At 56.4% G+C, this 20,811-nt stretch carries 17 protein-coding genes; 8 read left to right on the top strand and 9 right to left on the bottom strand.

The window, feature by feature from the left end; translation table 11 throughout:
- Window positions 1-221: 221 nt before the first annotated feature.
- From prmA to msrP, 8 genes are all read right to left on the bottom strand, one after another.
- The gene (prmA, locus tag WFK59_RS17820; protein ID WP_233986973.1) at window positions 222-1,103 is read right to left on the bottom strand and encodes a 50S ribosomal protein L11 methyltransferase; all 882 of its coding nucleotides are present in this window, start codon (window positions 1,101-1,103) and stop codon (window positions 222-224) included.
- A gap of 16 nt (window positions 1,104-1,119) precedes the next feature.
- Window positions 1,120-2,565: a sodium/pantothenate symporter gene (panF, locus tag WFK59_RS17815; protein WP_233986974.1), complete on the bottom strand. Its 1,446-nt coding sequence runs from the start codon at window positions 2,563-2,565 to the stop codon at window positions 1,120-1,122.
- A complete protein-coding gene (locus WFK59_RS17810; RefSeq protein WP_233986975.1) occupies window positions 2,555-2,797 on the bottom strand; it encodes a YhdT family protein in 243 nt (80 codons plus the stop codon). The genes panF and WFK59_RS17810 overlap by 11 nt, the downstream gene beginning before the upstream one ends.
- Window positions 2,798-2,869: 72 nt before the next feature.
- The gene (accC, locus tag WFK59_RS17805; RefSeq protein WP_233986976.1) at window positions 2,870-4,219 is read right to left on the bottom strand and encodes an acetyl-CoA carboxylase biotin carboxylase subunit; all 1,350 of its coding nucleotides are present in this window, start codon (window positions 4,217-4,219) and stop codon (window positions 2,870-2,872) included.
- Between the two features lie 11 nt (window positions 4,220-4,230).
- Window positions 4,231-4,692, bottom strand: a complete 462-nt coding sequence (gene accB / locus WFK59_RS17800) for an acetyl-CoA carboxylase biotin carboxyl carrier protein (protein ID WP_031375128.1) — start codon at window positions 4,690-4,692, stop codon at window positions 4,231-4,233.
- Window positions 4,693-4,717: 25 nt separating this feature from the next.
- Window positions 4,718-5,170: a type II 3-dehydroquinate dehydratase gene (gene aroQ / locus WFK59_RS17795; RefSeq protein WP_233988118.1), complete on the bottom strand. Its 453-nt coding sequence runs from the start codon at window positions 5,168-5,170 to the stop codon at window positions 4,718-4,720.
- Window positions 5,171-5,402: 232 nt separating this feature from the next.
- Entirely contained in the window at window positions 5,403-6,008 is a 606-nt protein-coding gene (gene msrQ / locus WFK59_RS17790) for a protein-methionine-sulfoxide reductase heme-binding subunit MsrQ (protein ID WP_233986977.1), read from the bottom strand.
- A complete protein-coding gene (gene msrP / locus WFK59_RS17785; protein ID WP_233986978.1) occupies window positions 6,009-7,013 on the bottom strand; it encodes a protein-methionine-sulfoxide reductase catalytic subunit MsrP in 1,005 nt (334 codons plus the stop codon).
- 285 nt (window positions 7,014-7,298) lie between these two features.
- On the opposite strand from msrP, the gene csrD reads away from it, so the two are divergent.
- The 8 genes from csrD to tldD all read left to right on the top strand — a co-directional run bounded on the left by csrD (window position 7,299) and on the right by tldD (window position 19,808).
- Window positions 7,299-9,248: an RNase E specificity factor CsrD gene (gene csrD, locus WFK59_RS17780; RefSeq protein ID WP_233986979.1), complete on the top strand. Its 1,950-nt coding sequence runs from the start codon at window positions 7,299-7,301 to the stop codon at window positions 9,246-9,248.
- A gap of 310 nt (window positions 9,249-9,558) precedes the next feature.
- Entirely contained in the window at window positions 9,559-10,602 is a 1,044-nt protein-coding gene (gene mreB, locus WFK59_RS17775; RefSeq protein WP_003855260.1) for a rod shape-determining protein MreB, read from the top strand.
- 148 nt (window positions 10,603-10,750) lie between these two features.
- Window positions 10,751-11,773 carry a rod shape-determining protein MreC gene (gene mreC, locus WFK59_RS17770; RefSeq protein ID WP_233986980.1) on the top strand — a complete coding sequence of 341 codons (1,023 nt, stop codon included), beginning with the start codon at window positions 10,751-10,753 and terminating at the stop codon, window positions 11,771-11,773.
- Complete coding sequence (gene mreD / locus WFK59_RS17765) at window positions 11,770-12,258, top strand: rod shape-determining protein MreD (RefSeq protein ID WP_233986981.1); 489 nt, start codon at window positions 11,770-11,772, stop codon at window positions 12,256-12,258. The genes mreC and mreD overlap by 4 nt, the downstream gene beginning before the upstream one ends.
- An 8-nt stretch (window positions 12,259-12,266) precedes the next feature.
- Entirely contained in the window at window positions 12,267-12,860 is a 594-nt protein-coding gene (locus tag WFK59_RS17760) for a Maf family protein (RefSeq protein WP_233986982.1), read from the top strand.
- Complete coding sequence (gene rng, locus WFK59_RS17755) at window positions 12,850-14,319, top strand: ribonuclease G (protein ID WP_233986983.1); 1,470 nt, start codon at window positions 12,850-12,852, stop codon at window positions 14,317-14,319. The genes WFK59_RS17760 and rng overlap by 11 nt, the downstream gene beginning before the upstream one ends.
- A 157-nt stretch (window positions 14,320-14,476) precedes the next feature.
- Complete coding sequence (gene yhdP, locus WFK59_RS17750) at window positions 14,477-18,298, top strand: AsmA2 domain-containing protein YhdP (protein ID WP_336756674.1); 3,822 nt, start codon at window positions 14,477-14,479, stop codon at window positions 18,296-18,298.
- A 64-nt stretch (window positions 18,299-18,362) separates the two neighbouring features.
- The gene (gene tldD, locus WFK59_RS17745; protein ID WP_336756673.1) at window positions 18,363-19,808 is read left to right on the top strand and encodes a metalloprotease TldD; all 1,446 of its coding nucleotides are present in this window, start codon (window positions 18,363-18,365) and stop codon (window positions 19,806-19,808) included.
- Window positions 19,809-19,841: 33 nt separating this feature from the next.
- Here the strand turns inward: tldD and aaeR are convergent, their stop codons facing one another.
- Window positions 19,842-20,759, bottom strand: coding sequence for an HTH-type transcriptional activator AaeR (gene aaeR / locus WFK59_RS17740; protein ID WP_094121110.1), 918 nt, complete (start codon window positions 20,757-20,759; stop codon window positions 19,842-19,844).
- Between the last annotated feature and the right edge of the window lie 52 nt (window positions 20,760-20,811).

Below are 20,811 nucleotides of genomic sequence, written 5' to 3'. Positions count from 1 at the left end.
CAGGCAATTAGATATTAATGCTGAAATTGTGAACAAACGTTTTTCCGAAAAAGCAGCCTGTTTAACCAGATAATAAACGTCACATGCCGTGATTAACGATACAAGCAACCATTCAGCAAGCAGAAAGCCCGCACCTTACGCTACGGGCTGGCCGGAGAGGCTCTGCAGCCGGTTCAGTGCAAATCCGGGAGGCTGTCAGGCGACAAAATCATGCGCTGGATTCAGGCCTTCACGCCGGTGATCCGGCACCACTCTTCTTTGACCGCAACCGGGTCGAGCGCGAACTGCTCAGCATAGGCTTCGCAGACGCCTTCCGCCTGGCTCTCTAATACACCAGAGAGTCCAAGGTGACCGCCCGGCTTTGGCAGTACGCTAATCAGCGGGGCCAGTTCACGTAATGGACCGGCCAGGATATTGGCGACCACCACATCCGCTTGCAGGTTCTCCGGCTGCTGGTGGGGCAGATAGAGCGACAGACGATCGGAGACGCCATTGCGTTCAGCATTATCGCGGCTGGCCTGGATCGCCTGCGGATCGATATCAATACCAATGGCCTGCGCTGCACCGAGCTTCAGCGCAGCGATCGCCAGGATCCCCGAGCCACAGCCAAAGTCGATCACCGTTTTCCCGGTCAGATCCAGTCCATCCAGCCAGGTCAGGCAGAGCGAGGTGGTGGGATGGGTGCCGGTGCCAAAGGCCAGGCCTGGATCGAGCATCACATTCACCGCCGTCGGATCGGGCACATCGCGCCAGCTTGGGCAGATCCACAGCCGTTCGCCAAAACGCATCGGGTGGAAGTTCTCCATCCATTCGCGTTCCCAGTCTTTATCTTCGATCTGTTCGATCTTGTGTCGGAAATCAGCACCTAACAGCGGATGTTGCGCCAGTTCAGCGACAATGGCGTCCATGTCACTTTCCGCATCGAACAGGCCGATCACATCCGTATCGCCCCACAGGCGGGTTTCGCCCGGCAGTGGCTCATAGACCGGATTATCATGGGTATCCTGAAAGGTGACGGAGACCGCACCGGTCTCCATCAGCGCATCGCTCAGCGTTTCAGCATGTTCACCCGAGCTGTTTATCTTGATTTGAATCCACGGCATAACGTCTCTCTTACGTTCAATGTTGCGGCGCGTCGGCAGTTTGCGGCGCGCGTCCAAACAGGTTACCCACTAAAAACGCCAGCAGGCTTAAAAGCAGGGAAGGCACAATCGGATGGAAGCCCATGATTTGCAGGTTAAGGCTCGCCAGAAACGCGTAGCAACCGCCACCGGTAACCATACCGGTGATGGCTCCTGCCGCATTGGCACGTTCCCAGTAAAGGCCCAGCACCAGCGGCCAGAGGAATACCGCCTCCAGGCCGCCAAACGCCAGCAGGTTGAGCCAGATGATCATATCAGGCGGATTCCAGGCGGCAATCAGCAGCAGAATGCCCAGCACAAAGGTAATGCCGCCAGATAACAGCCGCAGCCGCGGCTCATTTTCCATCTGCTGCGGCGCCACGCGCAGATAGAGATCTTTAATCAGCGTAGCGGATGCCTGCAACAGTTGGGCATTGATGGTCGACATAATCGCCGCCATCGGGGCCGCCAGAAACAGTCCAGCGGCCAGCGGCGGCAGCACGGTGATCATTAAGGTGGGGATCACCCGGTCCGGCACCGTCAGATCGGGCAGGATGGCCCGTCCCAGCGCGCCCGCCAGATGCATACCCAGCATCAGGATCACCACCACAATGGTGCCAAGGATAATCGCCCGATGTACCGCCTTGCTGTCTTTATAGGAGATGCAGCGTACCGCGGTATGCGGCAGGCCGATCACGCCAAAGCAGACCAGCACGATAAATGAGCTCAGAAAGGTCGGGGTAATGATCTCGCCTGGTCCCTGCGGCGACAGTAATTGCGGATCGATAGCGTGCAGCTTCTGCACGGCGGTGCCCAGCCCGCCCGCCTGATGGATCACGGCGAACAGCAGCAGGAAGGTGCCGATCAGCATCACCACGCCCTGCATCGCGTCATTGAGCACGCTGGCGCGGAAGCCACCAAAGGCGGTATAGAGCGCAATGGTGCCGCCGAAAATCAGTAAGCCGGTGTCATACGGAATCCCCGCCGCGGTTTCCAGCAATCGCGCACCGCCGATAAACTGCACCGTCATGGCACCAATGAACGCCACCAGCAGGCTCAGGCTGGCCAGCCAGATCAGTAGCGGACTCTGATAGCGCGCGTAAAGCATGTCATTCAGCGTCACCGCATTATGCTTACGCGCCAGGATAGCGAATTTCTTGCCCAGCACGCCGAGCGACAGCCAGACGGCAGGAACCTGAACCATCGCCAGCAATACCCATCCCAGGCCATATTTATAGGCGGCACCGGGTCCGCCAATAAACGAGCTGGCGCTGATATAGGTGGTCGTGAGGGTCATGGCCAGCACAAACCCGCCCATTGAGCGGCTGCCAAGAAAATATTCGGTCAGGAAGTTGCCCTGACGCTGTTTACGGACCGCGAAGACTGACAGCGCGGCGATCAGCACCAGATAAATTAAGAGAGGCAGGATAATGTCAAAATTCATTTTTATCCTCCAGCGACATGTCGCGGAAAATCACGCGAACCATCAGCCAGCATAAAAAAATGAACAGCAGAGGCGCAAAGACACAGGAGAGTTCGAACCAGCGCGGTAAGCCGGTGATCCCCATTTCGCTCCCACCCAGCCAGGCGGAAAGCCCCCAAACAGCCAGCCAGAGCAGGGTCAGATAGAGTGACCAGCGGGCCTCTTTATGCGCCTGAATAAAACGAGCATCCATGATTCAACCTTAACGCCAGCGGCAAAAGAAAAAGGCCGGATTAACCGGCCTCTGACTAACTCAGCGTTGCGATTACTTCTCGTGCAAGCCGAGTTTTTTCTCCAGATAGTGGATATTGGTTCCACCGTGCTGGAAGTTTTCGTCGGACATGATCTTCATCTGCAGTTCAATGTTGGTCTTGATACCGTCGATGATCAGTTCCGCCAGCGCATTCTTCATGCGGGCAATGGCCACTTCACGGGTTTCGCCGTAGGTGATCAGCTTGCCAATCATGGAATCGTAGTAAGGCGGTACGCTGTAACCCGAATAGATGTGCGATTCCCAGCGCACGCCAAAACCGCCTGGCGCGTGGAAGCGGGTGATTTTACCCGGGCTCGGCAGGAAGGAAACCGGATCTTCAGCGTTGATACGGCATTCAACCGCATGTCCGCGAATGATCACATCTTCCTGTTTGATCGACAGTGGCTGACCAGCAGCGATACGCAGCTGCTCTTTGATCAGATCGACGCCGGTGATCATCTCGGTCACCGGATGCTCAACCTGAATACGGGTGTTCATCTCAATGAAGTAGAACTCACCGTTTTCATACAGGAACTCGAAGGTGCCTGCGCCGCGGTAGCCAATCTCAATACAGGCTTTGGCACAGCGATCGCCGATGAAGCGACGCTGTTCCTCAGTGATACCTGGGCCTGGCGCTTCTTCCACGACTTTCTGATGACGACGCTGCATTGAGCAGTCGCGCTCGCCCAGATAGATGGCGTTGCCCTGACCGTCAGCCAGTACCTGAATCTCGATGTGGCGAGGATTCTCCAGATACTTCTCCATGTAAACCATGTCGTTGTTGAAAGCCGCTTTGGCTTCCGCTTTCGTCATGTTGATGGATTGTTCCAGATCTTTATCGCCGCGCACGACGCGCATACCACGACCGCCGCCGCCGCCGGACGCTTTGATGATCACCGGATAACCGATGCGCTTCGCAAAGGCACGGTTCTTTTCCATATCATCGGTCAGCGAGCCGTCGGAGCCCGGTACGGTTGGCACACCGGCTTTCTTCATCGCGTTAATCGCCGACACTTTGTCGCCCATCAGGCGAATGGTGTCTGCTTTCGGGCCGATAAAGATAAAGCCTGAGCGCTCAACCTGCTCGGCAAAATCAGCATTCTCAGAGAGGAAGCCGTAGCCTGGGTGAATCGCCACCGCGCCGGTGATCTCCGCTGCGGAGATCAACGCCGGGATGTTGAGGTAACTTTTGACTGACTGCGCCGGGCCGATGCAGACGGTTTCGTCCGCCAGCAGCACGTGCTTCAGGTCACGATCCGCGCTTGAGTGGACCGCCACAGTCTTGATGCCCAGCTCTTTACAGGCACGCAGAATGCGCAGCGCGATCTCACCGCGGTTAGCAATAACAATTTTATCCAGCATGGTCCGCCCCGTTATTCGATGACAACCAGTGGCTCGTCAAATTCGACCGGCTGACCGCTCTCGACCAGAATGGCTTTCACCACACCAGACTTGTCGGCTTCGATCTGGTTCATCATCTTCATGGCTTCAACGATACACAGGGTATCGCCGGCATTCACTTTCTGACCCACTTCGATGAAGGCTTTTGCGTCCGGGCTTGGCGTGCGATAGAACGTCCCGACCATGGGTGAACGCACAATATGGCCGCTGATTTCAGCCGGTGCGGCTTCAGCAATGGCCGCAACGGGCGCGACAGCTGTCGCCAGAGCGGGTTGCTGTACCGGCGCAGCATAAGCCTGCTGCATCATCGGATAACCAACATTTGCAGGTGCACGGCTGATACGAACGGACTCTTCGCCCTCGGAGATTTCCAGCTCGGAGATGCCAGATTCTTCAACCAGTTCGATCAGTTTTTTAATTTTACGAATATCCATGAGTGGGGTTCCGTACTCAGTTTGATTAATTAGTTTGAGACAGGCGTTTTACTGCCGTTTGTAAAGCCCATGTGTAGCCGTCAGCGCCAAGCCCACAGATGACGCCAGCAGATACATCAGATAGATAGGAGTGATGGCGGAAGGGCTCGCGTGCATGCACATTTGAGAGATGAACCTCAATAAACGGAATCGATACCGCTAACAGGGCATCACGCAGCGCGACGCTGGTATGGGTAAACGCGGCAGGATTGATAATGATGTAATCCACATTGCCTTTGGCCTCATGAATGCGATCAATCAGCTGAAACTCAGCGTTGGATTGCAAGTGGCTTAATTCCACATTCAGCTGGTCTGCCTGACGTGCAAGATCGTCCACAATCTGCTGCAGTGTGGTGTGACCATACTTCTCTGGCTCGCGCGTTCCCAACAGATTCAGGTTGGGTCCGTTTAAAAGCAGAATATGTAATTTATGCGCCATCTTGCTGCCATCTCCCGCAATCATTGAGGCATCGCGTAAAATACCTTGCCAATTTCCTTTTGTCACCTTTCACGATGAAAAAGAAGACCCGCCTTGCAATAAAGCCGGGCATTATATCCGTTTCGTGTCATTTCGCAGCAAAATACTGGTCTTATCTGCGAAGATGATCGGATGTGACCCGAAGGCCACATCTTTTAGCAGATAGTCAGGGAGGAAAACAACCACAGAAGGACTAGCGGGGCCACCATTTGAGAAACTTTTTGTAACGCCACGCTAACAACAGCGCAGCGAGCAGTGCATAGATAAGTGGCTGCGGCGACAGGATTTTGACTGACCAGATGTAGTGGATCGGGGCGAGAATTGCGACCAGATAGATGGCGTTATGCAACGTCTGCCAGCGTTTGCCGAGCTTACGCTGCGCCCGCTGGAAAGAGGTCAGCGCCAGGGCCAGTAATATCACCCAACTGATGATACCCAGTGTCAAATAGGGACGAGAAATTAACTCGCTGCCCAGCAGACGCAGATTATCAGCGCCTAATTCCAGCAGGTAGTAGCTCAGCAGATGGAGGCAGGCCCAGACAAAGGTCCAGATACCCAGCAGGCGACGCGTGCGGATCAACAGCGGCTGCTTGCCATAGCGCGCCAGCGGAGAGACCAGCAGCGTGCCCAGCAGCAGTTTCAGCGCCATCCGCCCGGTAAAGTGCTGAATATCTTTGGCCGGATCAGCACTTAATCCGCCCTGCATAGCGGCAAGGATCAGATAAACCAGCGGCAGCAAAGCCGCCAGATGCAGAATCACCTTGAGCCAGGTGATCTGTTTTAGCGACAGGCGTACCACTCAGTAATTCTCCCGCAGGTCGAGGCCGCGATAGAGCGAAGCCACCTGCTCGGCATAGCCGTTAAACAGCAGAGTGGGCTGACGCTCCACTTTCAGGCTGCCGCCGGGACCAATAAAGCGCTCGGTGGCCTGCGACCAGCGCGGGTGGTTAACGTGCGGATTAACATTGGCATAGAAACCATATTCATCCGCCGCGATCTGGTTCCAGGTGGTTGGTGGCTGATTGGCGGTCAGGGTGATTTTGACGATCGACTTAATGCCCTTAAAGCCATATTTCCATGGCACCGTCAGGCGAATCGGCGCGCCATTTTGTGGCGGAAGCGCCTTGCCGTAGACGCCGGTGCTCAGCAGTGTCAGCGGGTGCATCGCTTCATCCAGCCGTAATCCCTCAACATAAGGATAATTAAGCCCGCCACCAATAAAGCGATCTTTCTGACCCGGCATCTGCTCGGGATCGTACAGCGTCTGGAAAGCAACAAAACGTGCTTTGCTGGTGGGTTCGGCCAGAGAGAGAAGCTTGCCCAGCTCAAAGCCGACCCACGGCACCACCATCGACCAGGCCTCGACACAACGCATACGGTAGATACGCTGTTCCATGGCAAAACGTTTGAAGATGTCATCCATGTCCAGAGTGATCGGCCTGGCTACCTCACCATCAATAGTGAGTTTCCAGGGATCGGTTTTCAGCGTGCCGGCATTGGCGGCGGGATCGGCTTTATCCAGACCAAACTCATAGAAGTTGTTATAGCCAGAAACCTTTTCCGCTGGCGTCAGTGTCAGGTCGGCCTGGTACTGCGGCGGTTTGCTAAAGTCCAGCGCACGGCCGGCGGGTGCAGCGGGACGATCGTTGCCTTTAAACCAGCTGAGAATATCGGCCTTTGCCACGCCCGGCATACCCATCGCGGCCGCGCTCAGTCCCAGCGTCTTCAGCACCTGGCGGCGCTTCATATTAAAAATCGTTTCCGGCGTTACGTCGGCTTCCGTCAGAACATTGTTGCGCTTCATGGTGCACTCTCCAGCCGTGGTCTTATTGACCAGCATGATGACTATTACCGATCGCAGCCAGTTTCGCCGATAAAATGTGAAATTTCCTGGCTGGCCGGTGCGATGAGAATGCACCGAAAAGCGCCGGGATCAACATCAGCGCCGCTTTCCCGACGATATACTTCCGCTTCAGTCGTCACGGCGCTGTCGCTAAACGCAAATTATGCTATTTTGCTCGCGTTTTCGTCAGGCTGACGGTACAAGGTTGGGTGATCCGGTTATCACCGCAGTAACACAGGCACAGGGATGCGATTAACCACAAAACTATCTGCGTTTATTACCTTTCTTAGCATACTGGCCATCATATTGATGCTGGTTGGCTGTGCTTTTAGCGTTTTCTGGTTCAGCCATCAGCGTGGCGAACAGCGCGCGCAGGTACTGGCAACCGAAGTGGACAAGGCGCTGTTTACCCAGACTCCTGCTCAGTTAGATAGCTGGATTACGCGATTAATGCCGATCATTAATGCCGAGCAGGTTTCACTCTACAGCGGTGACCACACCTTTTTTACGCTATCCCGTCACGAAAATCTGATGCTGGATAACCAGCCTAATCGTTTTATCCAGTTCGACGTGCCGTTGATCCATCAGCCTGGTATGCATCTGCGGGTGGTGACTCTCGATCCGGCCAGGACCTGGCTGCGTTCCATTATCGGAGCGTACGCGCTGGGCACGCTGTCAACGGTGATGCTGGTGATGAGTCTGCTGCTGTTTATTCTGCATCGCTGGCTCCGCCGTCAGTGGCGCGGCATGGAGCACCTTGAAGTCCGCGCCGGGGCGATCATCGACGGTGAACGCGGCGTGATGCCGAAACGTAATCTGGATGAGTGGCCGCCGAAAGCAAGCCGTGCGCTGGATGTGCTGCTCTCCGATCTGCAGGAAGCGGGTGAACAGCGTCTGCGCATCGATACGCTGATCCGTACCTTTGCGGCGCAGGATGGTCGTACCGGCCTGAATAATCGACTGTTCTTTGATAACCAGCTCGCCACGTTGCTGGAAGATCAGGAGGATGTCGGTACCCACGGCGTTGTGATGATGATTCGCCTGCCGGATCTGGACATGCATAGCGAAACGCTGGAGCCAGGCCTGGTCGACGAGTACCTGTTTAATTTCGTCAACATGCTCTCGACCTTTGTGCTGCGCTATCCTGGCGCATTGCTGGCCCGCTACTTTCGCAGTGATTTTGCCGTGTTGCTACCGCACCGCAGCCTGAAAGAGGCCAACAGCATTGCCGATCAGCTGATTAACGCCGTCGATTCTCTGCCGCCGATGCGGATGGTGAACCGCGATGATCTGATTCATATCGGTATCAGCGCCTGGCACAGCGGACAGACCGTGCCACAGGTGATGGAAAACGCCGAAATGGCGACCCGACGGGCGGCGCTGTTAGGCGGCAATAACTGGACTAACGGTGCCGGTAATCCGCTGGATGCCGGGCGCGGAAGCGTGCGCTGGCGAACGCTGCTGGAAAATACCCTGAGCCGCGGCGGCCCGCGTCTGTATCAGAAACCGGCGGTGAGTATCGAGGGTAAGGTGCAGCATCGCGTCATGCTGACCCGTATTTTTGACGGCGATAAAGAGGTGCTGGCGGCCGAATATATGCCGCTGGTGCAACAGCTCGGCATGGCCGACAGCTGGGATCGCCAGCTGGTGACGCGCATCGCGGCCTTATCGGAGCTCTGGCCGGAAGAGACGCTGGTATTGCCGGTCACGATCGACTCGCTGTTACACCGTTCTTTTGTGCTCTGGCTGCAGAATATGTTGCTGCAATGCCCGAAAGGACAAAGAAAGCGATTTTTATTTGAACTTGCCGAGGCAGATGTCTGTCAACACATCAATCGTTTAACGCCAGTATTTCGCGCACTTAAGGCATTTGGTTGTCGTATCGCGGTCAATCAGGCGGGTTTAACGGTGGTCAGTAGCGCCTATATCCGACAACTTCCGGTGGAACTGATCAAGCTTGATGCCGGTCTGGTGCGCAACATTGAGCGCCGTACCGAAAATCAGCTCTTTGTGCAGAGCCTGCTGGAAGTCTGTAAATCAACCCATACCCAGGTGTTTGCTGCCGGGGTGCGGACGAAAGCCGAGTGGCAGACGCTGGTGGCATTGGGTGTTGCAGGCGGTCAGGGCGACTTCTTTGCGCCTTCGCTTCCGGTAAACAGTAACGTGAAGAAGTATTCCCAACGTTACCGTATTTAGCGGATTGCGGACTTTTTGACGGCGACGCCGCCCTTTTTTAGCGTTGAGTCAGGATGACGTCGCAAATGAGCCTGTCGGAAATGTTAGATTTTATGTCGGAAACAAGGGTGCGAAATGCCATGAAAACCGGAGCCGATGGCGTGTTGTCGCCATTCTGCTGCCACTGATGGCCGGTTCAGATGACTTAAACGCAATTTGGCGTCTTTTTTCACCGAAGCAGAACGTTTTTGCGCCTTGTGGCAGCTTCGTGTGGTTGGTAAAGTAAGCGGATTTTATTTTCCGCCCCCAGCTTGCAGGATTATCCCTTAGTATGTTTAAAAAATTTCGTGGCATGTTTTCCAATGACTTGTCCATTGACCTGGGTACCGCGAATACCCTGATTTATGTGAAAGGACAGGGCATCGTGCTGAACGAGCCTTCCGTGGTAGCTATTCGCCAGGATCGTGCCGGTTCGCCGAAAAGTGTCGCGGCCGTGGGTCATGACGCAAAACAGATGCTTGGCCGTACGCCAGGCAACATCGCAGCCATTCGCCCGATGAAAGATGGCGTTATTGCTGACTTTTTCGTCACCGAAAAGATGCTGCAGCACTTCATCAAACAAGTCCACAGCAACAGTTTTATGCGTCCCAGCCCGCGTGTGCTGGTCTGCGTCCCCGTTGGGGCCACGCAGGTTGAACGTCGTGCCATCCGTGAGTCCGCTCAGGGTGCCGGTGCGCGTGAAGTCTTCCTGATTGAAGAGCCGATGGCGGCTGCGATCGGTGCTGGCCTGCCCGTGTCGGAAGCAACCGGTTCAATGGTAGTCGATATCGGTGGCGGTACCACAGAAGTGGCCGTGATCTCGCTGAACGGCGTGGTCTACTCCTCGTCGGTGCGTATTGGTGGTGACCGTTTCGATGAAGCTATTATTAATTATGTGCGTCGTAACTACGGTTCACTGATTGGTGAAGCGACCGCAGAACGTATCAAGCATGAGATCGGTTCCGCTTATCCGGGCGACGAAGTGCGTGAAATTGAAGTGCGCGGCCGTAACCTGGCTGAAGGGGTACCGCGCGGCTTTACGCTCAACTCCAACGAAATCCTTGAAGCGCTGCAGGAGCCGTTAACCGGCATCGTTAGCGCGGTGATGGTTGCCCTGGAACAGTGTCCGCCTGAACTGGCGTCGGATATCTCCGAGCGTGGCATGGTACTGACCGGCGGGGGTGCGCTGCTGCGTAATCTGGATCGTCTGCTGATGGAAGAGACCGGCATTCCGGTGGTTGTCGCTGAAGATCCGCTGACCTGTGTGGCACGCGGTGGCGGCAAGGCGTTGGAAATGATCGACATGCATGGCGGCGATTTGTTCAGCGAAGAATAATTGCCTCAACCGGCTGAGAACGTCATGACGATGCGCAGGGAGTCGCGTGTCAACCGGCGCGCTATGCGCCGGTGCAATGCGTCCAGCTCAGGGGAGCACGGTGTTATGCCGGGCTTCCTTACCTGTCGTCGAGGATCATGCAGATTATATGAAGCCGATTTTTAGCAGGGGACCATCCCTGCAGTTGCGTCTTTTCCTGGCTGTCATTGTGGCGATAGCCATTATCATTGCTGACAGCCGTGTGGGTTCGTTTACCCAAATACGCAACTATCTGGATACGTCGGTCAGTCCGTTTTACTTCCTGGCCAATGGGCCGCGCCAGATTCTGGATGGCGTGTCGGAGTCGCTGGCGTCACGTCAGCAACTTGAGCAGGAAAACAAAGCCTTACGTCGCGAGCTCTTCCTGAAAAACAGTAACCTGCTGATGCTGGGGCAATACAAGCAGGAAAACGCACGCCTGCGTGAACTGCTGGGTTCACCGCTGCGTCAGGACGAGCAAAAGATGGTCACCCAGGTTATCTCGACCGGCACTGACCCCTATACCGACCAGGTCGTGATCGACAAAGGCAGCGTTAACGGTGTCTATGAAGGTCAGCCGGTCATTAGTGATAAAGGGGTGGTCGGGCAGGTGATTGCGGTGAGTCAGCTGACCAGCCGCGTGCTGCTGATTTGCGATGCCTCTCATGCGCTGCCGATTCAGGTCTTGCGTAATGACATCCGCGTCATTGCCGCCGGTAACGGCTGTACCGAAGATCTGCAACTTGAGCATCTGCCGGGCAATACCGATATTCGGGTTGGCGACGTACTGGTTACCTCAGGTATTGGCGGACGCTTCCCGGAAGGCTATCCGGTGGGTGTGGTTTCCTCGGTTAAAGTGGATACCCAACGCGCTTACACCGTGATTCAGGCCCATCCGACCGCTGGCCTGCAGCGCCTGCGCTATCTGCTGCTGCTGTGGGGTGCCGATCGTAACGGTGATATGCCGCTGCCGCAGGATGAAGTGCATCGCGTAGCCAACGAACGGCTGATGCAGATGATGCCGCAGGTTCTGCCGCCTGCGGGTGAAATGGGGCCGCCTGCGCCCGCAGCGCAGATGGGACCGCCGGCACCGGCGACCGGCAGCAGTGCCGGACAGAACAGTTCTTCGCGTTCGCGCGGAGGTCAGCCTTGAGTCGATATCGCAGCCAGGGACGTTGGGTCATCTGGCTCTCTTTCCTGGTTGCGCTGATTCTGCAGATCATGCCGTGGCCGGATGAGATCTATATGTTCCGGCCCTCCTGGCTGTTGTTGATCCTCATCTATTGGGTACTTGCGCTGCCGCATCGGGTTAACGTCGGCAGCGGCTTCCTGATGGGCGCGATTATGGATCTGATCGCCGGCTCCACTCTCGGAGTACGGGCACTGGCGCTCAGCATCATCGCCTACCTGATCGCCTTTAAGTTCCAGTTATTCCGCAACTTAGCGTTGTGGCAGCAAGCGTTAATGGTTATGGTGCTGTCACTGGCTATGGATGTGATTGTCTTCTGGGCTGAATTCCTGGTGATCAACGTTTCATTCCGACCTGAAATTTTCTGGAGCAGTGTCGTCGACGGTATTCTCTGGCCATGGCTATTCTTACTCATGAGAAAGATTCGTCGTCAGTTCGCTGTTCAATAAGGAAATTTATGGTAACCCTCTATCTGGCTTCCGGTTCACCGCGTCGGCGTGAGCTGTTAACTCAACTTGGCCTGGCCTTTGAGCGCATCGTGACTGACGTTGAAGAACAGCGTCAGCCGAATGAGGCGGCGGAAAACTATGTCCGCCGTCTCGCCAACGACAAAGCGCAGGCGGGTGTCAGGCTGGCCGCGCAGGATCTGCCGGTACTCGGCGCAGATACCATCGTGGTGCTGAATGGCGAGGTGCTGGAAAAGCCGCACGATGCTGCCCATGCCGCCGCGATGCTGCATAAGCTCTCCGGACAGACGCATCAGGTGATGACGGCGGTGGCGCTGGCCGATGCTCAGCAGTCCCTTGATTGTGTCGTCATCACGGATGTGACCTTCCGCACCTTAACCACTTCTGACATCACCGACTATATTGCAACCGGTGAGCCGATGGATAAAGCCGGCGCATACGGCATTCAGGGCAGGGGTGGAAACTTCGTCCGCAAAATTAATGGAAGCTATCACGCGGTGGTTGGACTGCCTCTGGTTGAGACTGCAGAGTTGCTCAGCCACTTTCAGTCACTGCGTGCCGTAAGGGGTCAACATGACGGCTGAATTACTGGTTAACGTCACGCCTTCTGAAACGCGTGTTGCCTATATTGATGGCGGCATACTGCAAGAAATTCATATTGAGCGCGAAGCGCGGCGCGGCATCGTCGGCAATATCTACAAAGGCCGGGTCAGCCGTGTCCTGCCGGGGATGCAGGCGGCGTTTGTCGATATCGGTCTGGATAAGGCCGCTTTTCTGCACGCTTCCGACATCATGCCGCATACCGAATGCGTGGCGGGCGATGAGAAAAAGAACTTCATCGTGCGGGATATTGCCGAGCTGGTTCGTCAGGGACAGGATCTGGTGGTGCAGGTGGTGAAAGATCCGCTGGGCACCAAAGGCGCGCGGCTGACCACCGATATCACGCTGCCGTCGCGTTACCTGGTGTTTATGCCGGGCGCGTCACACGTCGGCGTTTCACAGCGCATCGAGAGTGAAAAAGAGCGTGAACGTCTCAAAGCGGTGGTAGCCGATTATTGCGACCATCTGGGCGGCTTTATTATCCGCACCGCCGCTGAAGGGATCGGCGAAGAGGAGCTGGCGCAGGACGCCGCCTTTCTCAAGCGTCTGTGGACCAAAGTCAGCGAGCGCAAAAAGCGTAACCAGACCCGCTGTCTGCTCTACGGCGAGCTGGCTTTAGCCCAGCGTATTTTGCGTGATTTCGCCGGCGCAGCGCTGGACCGCATCCGTGTCGATTCGCGTCTCACCTGCGATATGCTGGTGGAATTTACCAGTGAATACATTCCGGAGATGGCCGGTAAGCTGGAGCTCTACAATGGCAAACAGCCGATCTTTGATCTGTTCGACGTTGAAAATGAGATTCAGCGTTCGCTGGATCGCAAAGTTGAACTAAAGTCAGGCGGATACCTGATCATCGATCAAACCGAAGCGATGACCACCATCGATATTAATACCGGTGCCTTTGTCGGCCATCGCAACCTCGATGAGACTATTTTCAATACCAACGTTGAAGCCACGCAGGCGATTGCCCGTCAACTGCGACTGCGTAATCTTGGCGGCATCATCATTATTGATTTCATCGACATGAGCAACGAAGAGCATCGCCGCCGGGTGCTGCATTCGCTGGAAACGGCGCTGAGTAAAGATCGGGTGAAAACCGGTATCAGTGGTTTCTCGGCGCTGGGCCTGGTGGAGATGACGCGCAAGCGGACGCGTGAAAGTATTGAGCACGTGCTGTGTGAAGATTGTCCGGTGTGTAAAGGGCGCGGCACGCTGAAGACGGTTGAAACGGTCTGCTACGAGATCATGCGCGAGATCGTGCGGGTCCACCACGCGTATGACGCTGACCGCTTCCTGGTCTACGTCTCGCCGACGGTAGGTGAAGCCCTGAAAACTGATGAGTCACATGCGCTGGCAGAAGTAGAAATCTTTGTCGGCAAACAGGTCAAAGTCCATGTCGAAGCGCTCTATACCCAGGAGCAGTTTGACGTGGTGATGATGTAATATCAGGCACGTCAGCCCGACCGGCTTTTCTCTGATCGTCGGGCTAAAAAATCGCCCTTGTCTGGGATAACATGCGCCTGTCTGGTGCTTTTGTCTGAAGACGGCCGGGTTTCAGAATTAACTATCCGTCGTTAACGGAAGGCAAGGAGAGGTGTGAGTGAGGCAGTTGCCGAGGATCTTGTTACTGCTGGTCGCCGCGATCATCGTGATTGTCGCGCTGCTGGTCAGCGGGCTGCGTCTGGTAATGCCGCATCTCGACAGCTATCGCAGCAACCTTCTGCAATTCGTCTCCGAGCGCAGTGGCGTACCCGTGAGCGCCCGTCAGCTGCAGGGGAAATGGGAGAATTTTGGCCCAACTCTTCAGATACGCGATCTCAACGTCGATCTGCAGGAAAACGGCAAACTCACCATCGCCCGCATCAATCTGGCCCTCGACGTCTGGCAATCCCTGCTGCACTGGCGCTGGCAATTCCGCGATCTCACTTTCTGGCAGCTGCATCTCGACAGTAACCGCCCATTGCTGGACAGCGATAAAGAGAAGAACAGCTTTCGTCCGGCTCAAATCAATGAACTTTTCCTGCGCCAGTTTGACCATTTCGACCTGCGCGACAGCACCATTCGCTTCCGTACGCCATCCGGTCAGCATGCCGAGCTGGCGATTCCGCGACTCACCTGGCTGAATGAAAAAACGCGCCATCGGGCTGAGGGTGAAGTCAGCCTGTCGAGCTTTACCGGTCAGCATGGCGTGGTTCAGGTGCGGCTTGATCTTAATGACAGCAACGGTCTGCTGAATGATGGCCGCATCTGGATGCAGGCCGATGACGTGGATATGCGTCCGTGGCTGGGCCGCTGGATGCGTGATAATACCCGGCTGGATAGCGCCCGCTTTAGCCTGGCGGCCTGGGTCAACCTGCGCGACGGCGACATTTATGCCGGTGATCTGCTGCTGCGGCAGGGCGGTGCCAGCTGGCAGGGGGAAACGGGCCGGCATACGCTGCAGGTTGATGGCCTGACGGCGCACCTGTCGCGCTTCCAGAACGGCTGGGTGGTGAATATTCCGCAGACGCGTCTCAGCACCGACGGCAATCCGTGGCCGGCCGGACACTTCTCGCTGCTATGGCGGCCGGAAGATAAGCAGATGCTGGGTGCCAATGGCCAGCCTGAAGTGCGGGTGCGAGCCACCCAACTGGCGCTGGATCACATTGCGCCGATCGTGCCGCTATTTGCGCCGCTCTCGCCAGCGCTGTTTGAAAACTGGCGCACGCTGCGGCCTCAGGGCACCATCGAAGGCCTGGCGCTGGATATTCCGCTACAGCAGCCGGAGCAGACGCGTCTGCAGGTCAAATGGCGCGACTTTAGCTGGCAACACTGGAAACTGCTGCCGGGAATCAGCCATTTAAGCGGAGAGGCGCGTGGCAGCCTGAATCATGGTCAGGTCAGCGTCGACATGGGCGCAGCCACCGTGCCGTATGGCGATGTCTTTCAGGCACCGCTTGAGATCAAACAGGTCACCGGTAACCTGCGCTGGCAGCGTGATCAGCAGGGCCTGACGCTGGCGGGCGAAAATCTTGATCTGCAGGCGCGCTCGCTCTGGGCGCGTGGCGACTTCAGTTACCAGCAAAACAGCGGCGGTGAGCCGCGGCTGGATATCCTGGCTGGCATCAGGCTAACCGATGCGGGCGATGCCTGGCGCTATTTTCCGGTGCCATTGATGGGCAACGGACTGACGCACTACCTGAGCGGCGCGATCAAGGGCGGTAAAGTCGATAACGCCACGTTGCTGTTTGCCGGTAACCCGGCGCTGTTCCCGTTCAAGCACAACGACGGCATGTTCCAGGTCTGGGTACCGCTGCGCCAGGCAACGTACGCTTTCCAGCCCAAATGGCCGGCGCTCAGCAATCTGGATATCGATCTTAACTTCCTCAATGATGGCTTGTGGATGAATGCCGCCACGGCCCGGCTGGGTGAGGTTGATGCACGTAACGTCAGCGCCGTTATTCCCGATTACCTGAAAGAGAAGCTGATTATCGATGGCGATATCAGCGGAGACGGCAAACAGATCGCCGACTATTTCCAGCAGACGCCGCTGAAATCGTCACTCGGTGCGGCGCTGGAGCAGCTGGAAATCAAAGGCACTACGCGGGGACATCTGAACCTGGATATTCCGCTGGATGGTCAGCAGGTTCATGCCAGCGGCAACGTGGTAATGAACAACAACTCACTGTTTATCAAGCCGTTGAAAACGACGCTAACCGGTCTCACCGGCCGCTTCCGTTACAACAACGGTAATCTGGAAAGTGAAGAGATGCGGGCTGCCTGGTTTGGTCAGCCGCTGGGAGTCAGTTTCAGCACCCGGGAGAATCCGGATGATTTCGGCGTGAAGGTGAAACTGCTGGGTGACTGGCAGCCAGCCAAAATCAGCGAGATTCCTGCGGCCGCCAGCCGCCAGCTGGGTGGACATCTGCCGTGGCAGGGTGATGTGAATATTACGCTGCCGCATCGGGGCGGGGCGAAATATGAAGTAGAGCTGAACGGGGATGCCAGGGAAGTGAGCAGTCGCTTACCTTCACCACTGGATAAAAAGGCCGGTGAGGCGATGCCGATCAATATCAAAGCCAGCGGCGACCTGCAGCATTTCGATCTCAGCGGCAGCGTGGCGACCCGTCATCGGTTCAACAGCCGCTGGCTGCTGGAGCCGACCTTACGCGTCGATCGCGGCATCTGGCTGAATGACACGGCGAAAACGCCTGCGCTTCCCGATCATGCCGGCATGGTGCTGAATCTGCCGCCGCTGGATGGCGAAGCCTGGGTAGCAATGATGGCTGGCGCAAGTGGCGGTACCGGCGGCAGCGCTGAAGAGCGTCAGCTGGGCGGCGTCACGCTGCCGGGCAACCTGATTGTGCGCACTCCGGCGGTCACGCTGGCGGGGCAGCAGTGGCATGCGGTAGACGCGACGCTGGCAGAGACGGCCGATGGCAAGGCGCAGGTCAGCGTCAATGCCCAGGAGATACGCGGTAAACTGGAGATAACGCCTAAGGCACCGTGGCAGATTGGTCTGGATTACCTCTATTACAATCCGCAGTGGCACCATGACGCGCAGCAGGGCGACAACGCCAGCGCTCAGCAAGCCAGCCAGATTAACTTCAGCGGCTGGCCAGCGTTACAGTTGCGCTGTGCCGAATGCTGGGTACTGGGACAGAAATATGGCCGGGTTGCGGCGACGCTGCAACCGAAAGGAGATACGTTAGCACTTACTAACGGAACGGTAGATACCGGCAGCTCGCAGCTGAAAATTAAGGGTGACTGGGTCAATCGCCGGGACGATCAGCGTACTTCACTGAAAGGGACGCTGAAGGGGCCCAATATCAACAACGCCACCAACTGGTTTGGCGTCAATACCCCGCTGCGCGATGCGCCGTTCAATATTGATTACGATTTACACTGGCGCGCCGCGCCGTGGCAGCCGTCAGCTGAAACCCTGAGCGGCACGCTGAAAACCCATTTTGGCAAAGGGCAGATCGCTGATGTGAATACCGGGACTGCCGGCCAGATCCTGCGCCTGTTCAGCTTTGATGCGCTGCTGCGCAAGCTGCGCTTCGATTTCAGTGACACCTTTAATAATGGCTTCTATTTCGATTCGATTAATGGCACCGCCTGGATCGAAAATGGCGTGATGCGCACCGATAACCTGCGGGTCGATGGGCTGGAAGCCGACATCGCGATGCAGGGCAATATGGATCTGGTTAAACGCCGGATCGATATGGAAGCGGTCATCACGCCGGAAATTTCTGCTTCAGTCGGCGTTGCGGCGGCGTTTGTGGTTAACCCGGTGATTGGCGCGGCGGTGTTCGCCGCCAGCAAGGTGCTGGGACCGGTATGGAACCGGATATCGCTGCTGCGTTATCACATCAGCGGCCCGCTGGATAAACCGGAAATCAATGAAGTGCTGCGTAAACCGCGTGAAACTGACAACAAGTGAATTTGACGCGGTACCGGAATTACCGCAGGCTATGATTATCCGAGCACATAATGAGTGAGAAACGATGACTCTGAACCTGGTAAGTGAGCAGTTACTAACTGCTAACGGCATTAATCAGCAGGACCTTTTTTCCCTGTTAGGGCAGCTTTCAGAACGTCGTCTGGATTATGCCGATCTCTATTTTCAGTCCAGTTTCCACGAATCCTGGGTGCTGGAAGACAAAATCATCAAAGATGGCTCCTACCATATTGATCAGGGCGTCGGCGTGCGTGCCGTCAGCGGTGAGAAAACCGGCTTTGCCTATGCTGACCAGATCACGCTGAACGCCCTGCGGCTGTCATCGGAAGCGGCACGCAGCATCGTACGCGAACAGGGCAACGGCAAGGCGCACACCCTGTCTGCGGTAATGAACCGCTCGCTCTACTCCACGGTTGACCCGCTCAGCAGCCTGACGCGTGAAGACAAAATTGCGTTGCTGTACCGTGTCGATCAGGTGGCCCGTGCGGCCGACCCGCGCGTGCAGGAGGTCAACGCCAGCCTGAGCGGCGTGTATGAGCAGGTGCTGGTGGCCGCGACGGATGGCACGCTGGCGGCTGATGTGCGTCCGCTGGTTCGTCTCTCTATCAGTGTTCAGGTCGAAGATCAGGGTAAACGCGAGCGCGGCTCAAGCGGCGGCGGCGGACGTACCGGTTATGAGTTCTTCCTCGCCGATGAAAATGGCGATGTGCGTGCCGATGCCTGGGCGCGTGAAGCGGTGCGAATGGCGCTGGTTAACCTTTCTGCCGTGGCGGCACCTGCCGGTACGCTGCCGGTGGTGCTGGGCGCGGGCTGGCCGGGCGTACTGCTGCATGAAGCGGTGGGACACGGTCTGGAAGGCGACTTCAACCGTCGCGGCACCTCGGTATTCAGCGGCAAAATGGGGCAGCTGGTGGCGTCAGAACTCTGTACGGTGGTCGATGACGGCACCATTGAAGGGCTGCGCGGCTCCCTGGCGGTCGATGATGAGGGCGTACCGGGTCAGTACAATATGCTGATTGAGAACGGCGTGCTGAAAGGCTACATGCAGGACAAGCTCAATGCGCGCCTGATGGGCGTCAGTCCTACCGGAAACGGTCGTCGTGAATCATATGCCCATCTGCCGATGCCGCGTATGACCAACACCTATATGCTGGCCGGCAAGTCGACGCCGCAGGAGATCATCGAAAGCGTTGAATATGGCCTGTATGCGCCTAACTTTGGTGGCGGCCAGGTGGACATCACCTCAGGCAAATTTGTCTTCTCTACCTCAGAAGCCTATCTGATTGAGAACGGCAAAATTACCAAACCGGTGAAGGGCGCGACCCTGATTGGTTCCGGTATTGAAGCGATGCAGCAGATCTCAATGGTAGGTAACGACCTGGCGCTGGATAAAGGCGTTGGCGTCTGCGGTAAGGAAGGCCAGAGCGTGCCGGTGGGCGTGGGCCAGCCGACCCTGAAGCTGGATAAACTGACTATCGGCGGCACCGCCTGATATTCTCTCAACAACCCGCCGCCCGGCGGGTTGTTAGCTTTTACGCTGCTGCTGATACTGCTCGGCAACCTGTTCGAAGTAGCCAGTCAGATAATCGATACAGACCTGAACCTTGAGCGGCAACTTATCCTTTTCGGTATAAAGCGCGTAAACCGGGCGCGGCTCAGACTGATACTGCGGAAACAGAATATCAATCTCACCGGCATTGATCTCATCAATCACCCACATCATTGGCACGTAGGCGATGCCGTTACCCGCTTTCAGCCAGCGGATCAGGGTCAGTGAATCGTTAGTGACGAAACGCCCCTGCGGCGCCAGTCGCGTCACCAGCCCTTCTGGCGCAATCAGCTCAAAGTTATTATCGGGACGCACGCTATATTCCAGCCAGGCGAAATTATCGATATCGCCCGGTTTTTCCGGCGTACCGTGCTGCGCCAGATAACTTTTTGCCGCGCAGACCACCATCGGCATGGCGCCCAGGCGACGTGAAAACAAGCTGGAATCTTTTAGCGCACCGACCCGAATCACCAGGTCCAGGCCATCGGCAATCAAATCCGGTGCCGGAATGCCGGTGACCAGATTGACGCTCAATCCCGGATACTCACGCAGCATATCGCTGGTCATGCCAGCCAGCACGTTCTGTGCCATGGTAGAGGAGCTGCCAATACGCAGTACGCCAATCGGCGTGTTATTAAAGGCGTAGAGCTGCTCATGCACCTGGGTAGCTTCCGCCAGCATACGACGACAGCCCTGATAATAAATTTTGCCCGCTTCTGTCAGCCCGATACTGCGTGTGCTGCGATTAAGCAATTTGACCTGTAGCTCATCTTCCAGTTTTGCCACGATCTGACTGATCGAAGAGACGCTCAGATGGAGCTGGCGTGCGGCAGCGGTAAACGAACCCAGTTCAACCACTTTGGCGAAAATCGACATGCCCTTGAGTCGTTCCATTATTTACTCTGGCTTAAAAGTGATTTAGATCACATTCTGTAGAAAACTTATA

The organism is Pantoea sp. USHLN298, assembly GCF_037149395.1.
Classification (GTDB): domain Bacteria; phylum Pseudomonadota; class Gammaproteobacteria; order Enterobacterales; family Enterobacteriaceae; genus Pantoea; species Pantoea astica.
Note: the sequence above shows the minus strand (reverse complement) of the source record. Positions and strands in the feature narration are given on the sequence as shown.

Excerpts from the sequence above, each read along its gene's own strand:
- prmA (WP_233986973.1), bottom strand. The coding sequence starts at position 1,103 with ATGCCGTGGATTCAAATCAAGATAAACAGCTCGGGTGAACATGCTGAA.
- panF (WP_233986974.1), bottom strand. The coding sequence starts at position 2,565 with ATGAATTTTGACATTATCCTGCCTCTCTTAATTTATCTGGTGCTGATC.
- WFK59_RS17810 (WP_233986975.1), bottom strand. The coding sequence starts at position 2,797 with ATGGATGCTCGTTTTATTCAGGCGCATAAAGAGGCCCGCTGGTCACTC.
- accC (WP_233986976.1), bottom strand. The coding sequence starts at position 4,219 with ATGCTGGATAAAATTGTTATTGCTAACCGCGGTGAGATCGCGCTGCGC.
- accB (WP_031375128.1), bottom strand. The coding sequence starts at position 4,692 with ATGGATATTCGTAAAATTAAAAAACTGATCGAACTGGTTGAAGAATCT.
- aroQ (WP_233988118.1), bottom strand. The coding sequence starts at position 5,170 with ATGGCGCATAAATTACATATTCTGCTTTTAAACGGACCCAACCTGAAT.
- msrP (WP_233986978.1), bottom strand. The coding sequence starts at position 7,013 with ATGAAGCGCAACAATGTTCTGACGGAAGCCGACGTAACGCCGGAAACG.
- csrD (WP_233986979.1), top strand. The coding sequence starts at position 7,299 with ATGCGATTAACCACAAAACTATCTGCGTTTATTACCTTTCTTAGCATA.
- mreB (WP_003855260.1), top strand. The coding sequence starts at position 9,559 with ATGTTTAAAAAATTTCGTGGCATGTTTTCCAATGACTTGTCCATTGAC.
- mreC (WP_233986980.1), top strand. The coding sequence starts at position 10,751 with ATGAAGCCGATTTTTAGCAGGGGACCATCCCTGCAGTTGCGTCTTTTC.
- WFK59_RS17760 (WP_233986982.1), top strand. The coding sequence starts at position 12,267 with ATGGTAACCCTCTATCTGGCTTCCGGTTCACCGCGTCGGCGTGAGCTG.
- rng (WP_233986983.1), top strand. The coding sequence starts at position 12,850 with ATGACGGCTGAATTACTGGTTAACGTCACGCCTTCTGAAACGCGTGTT.
- tldD (WP_336756673.1), top strand. The coding sequence starts at position 18,363 with ATGACTCTGAACCTGGTAAGTGAGCAGTTACTAACTGCTAACGGCATT.
- aaeR (WP_094121110.1), bottom strand. The coding sequence starts at position 20,759 with ATGGAACGACTCAAGGGCATGTCGATTTTCGCCAAAGTGGTTGAACTG.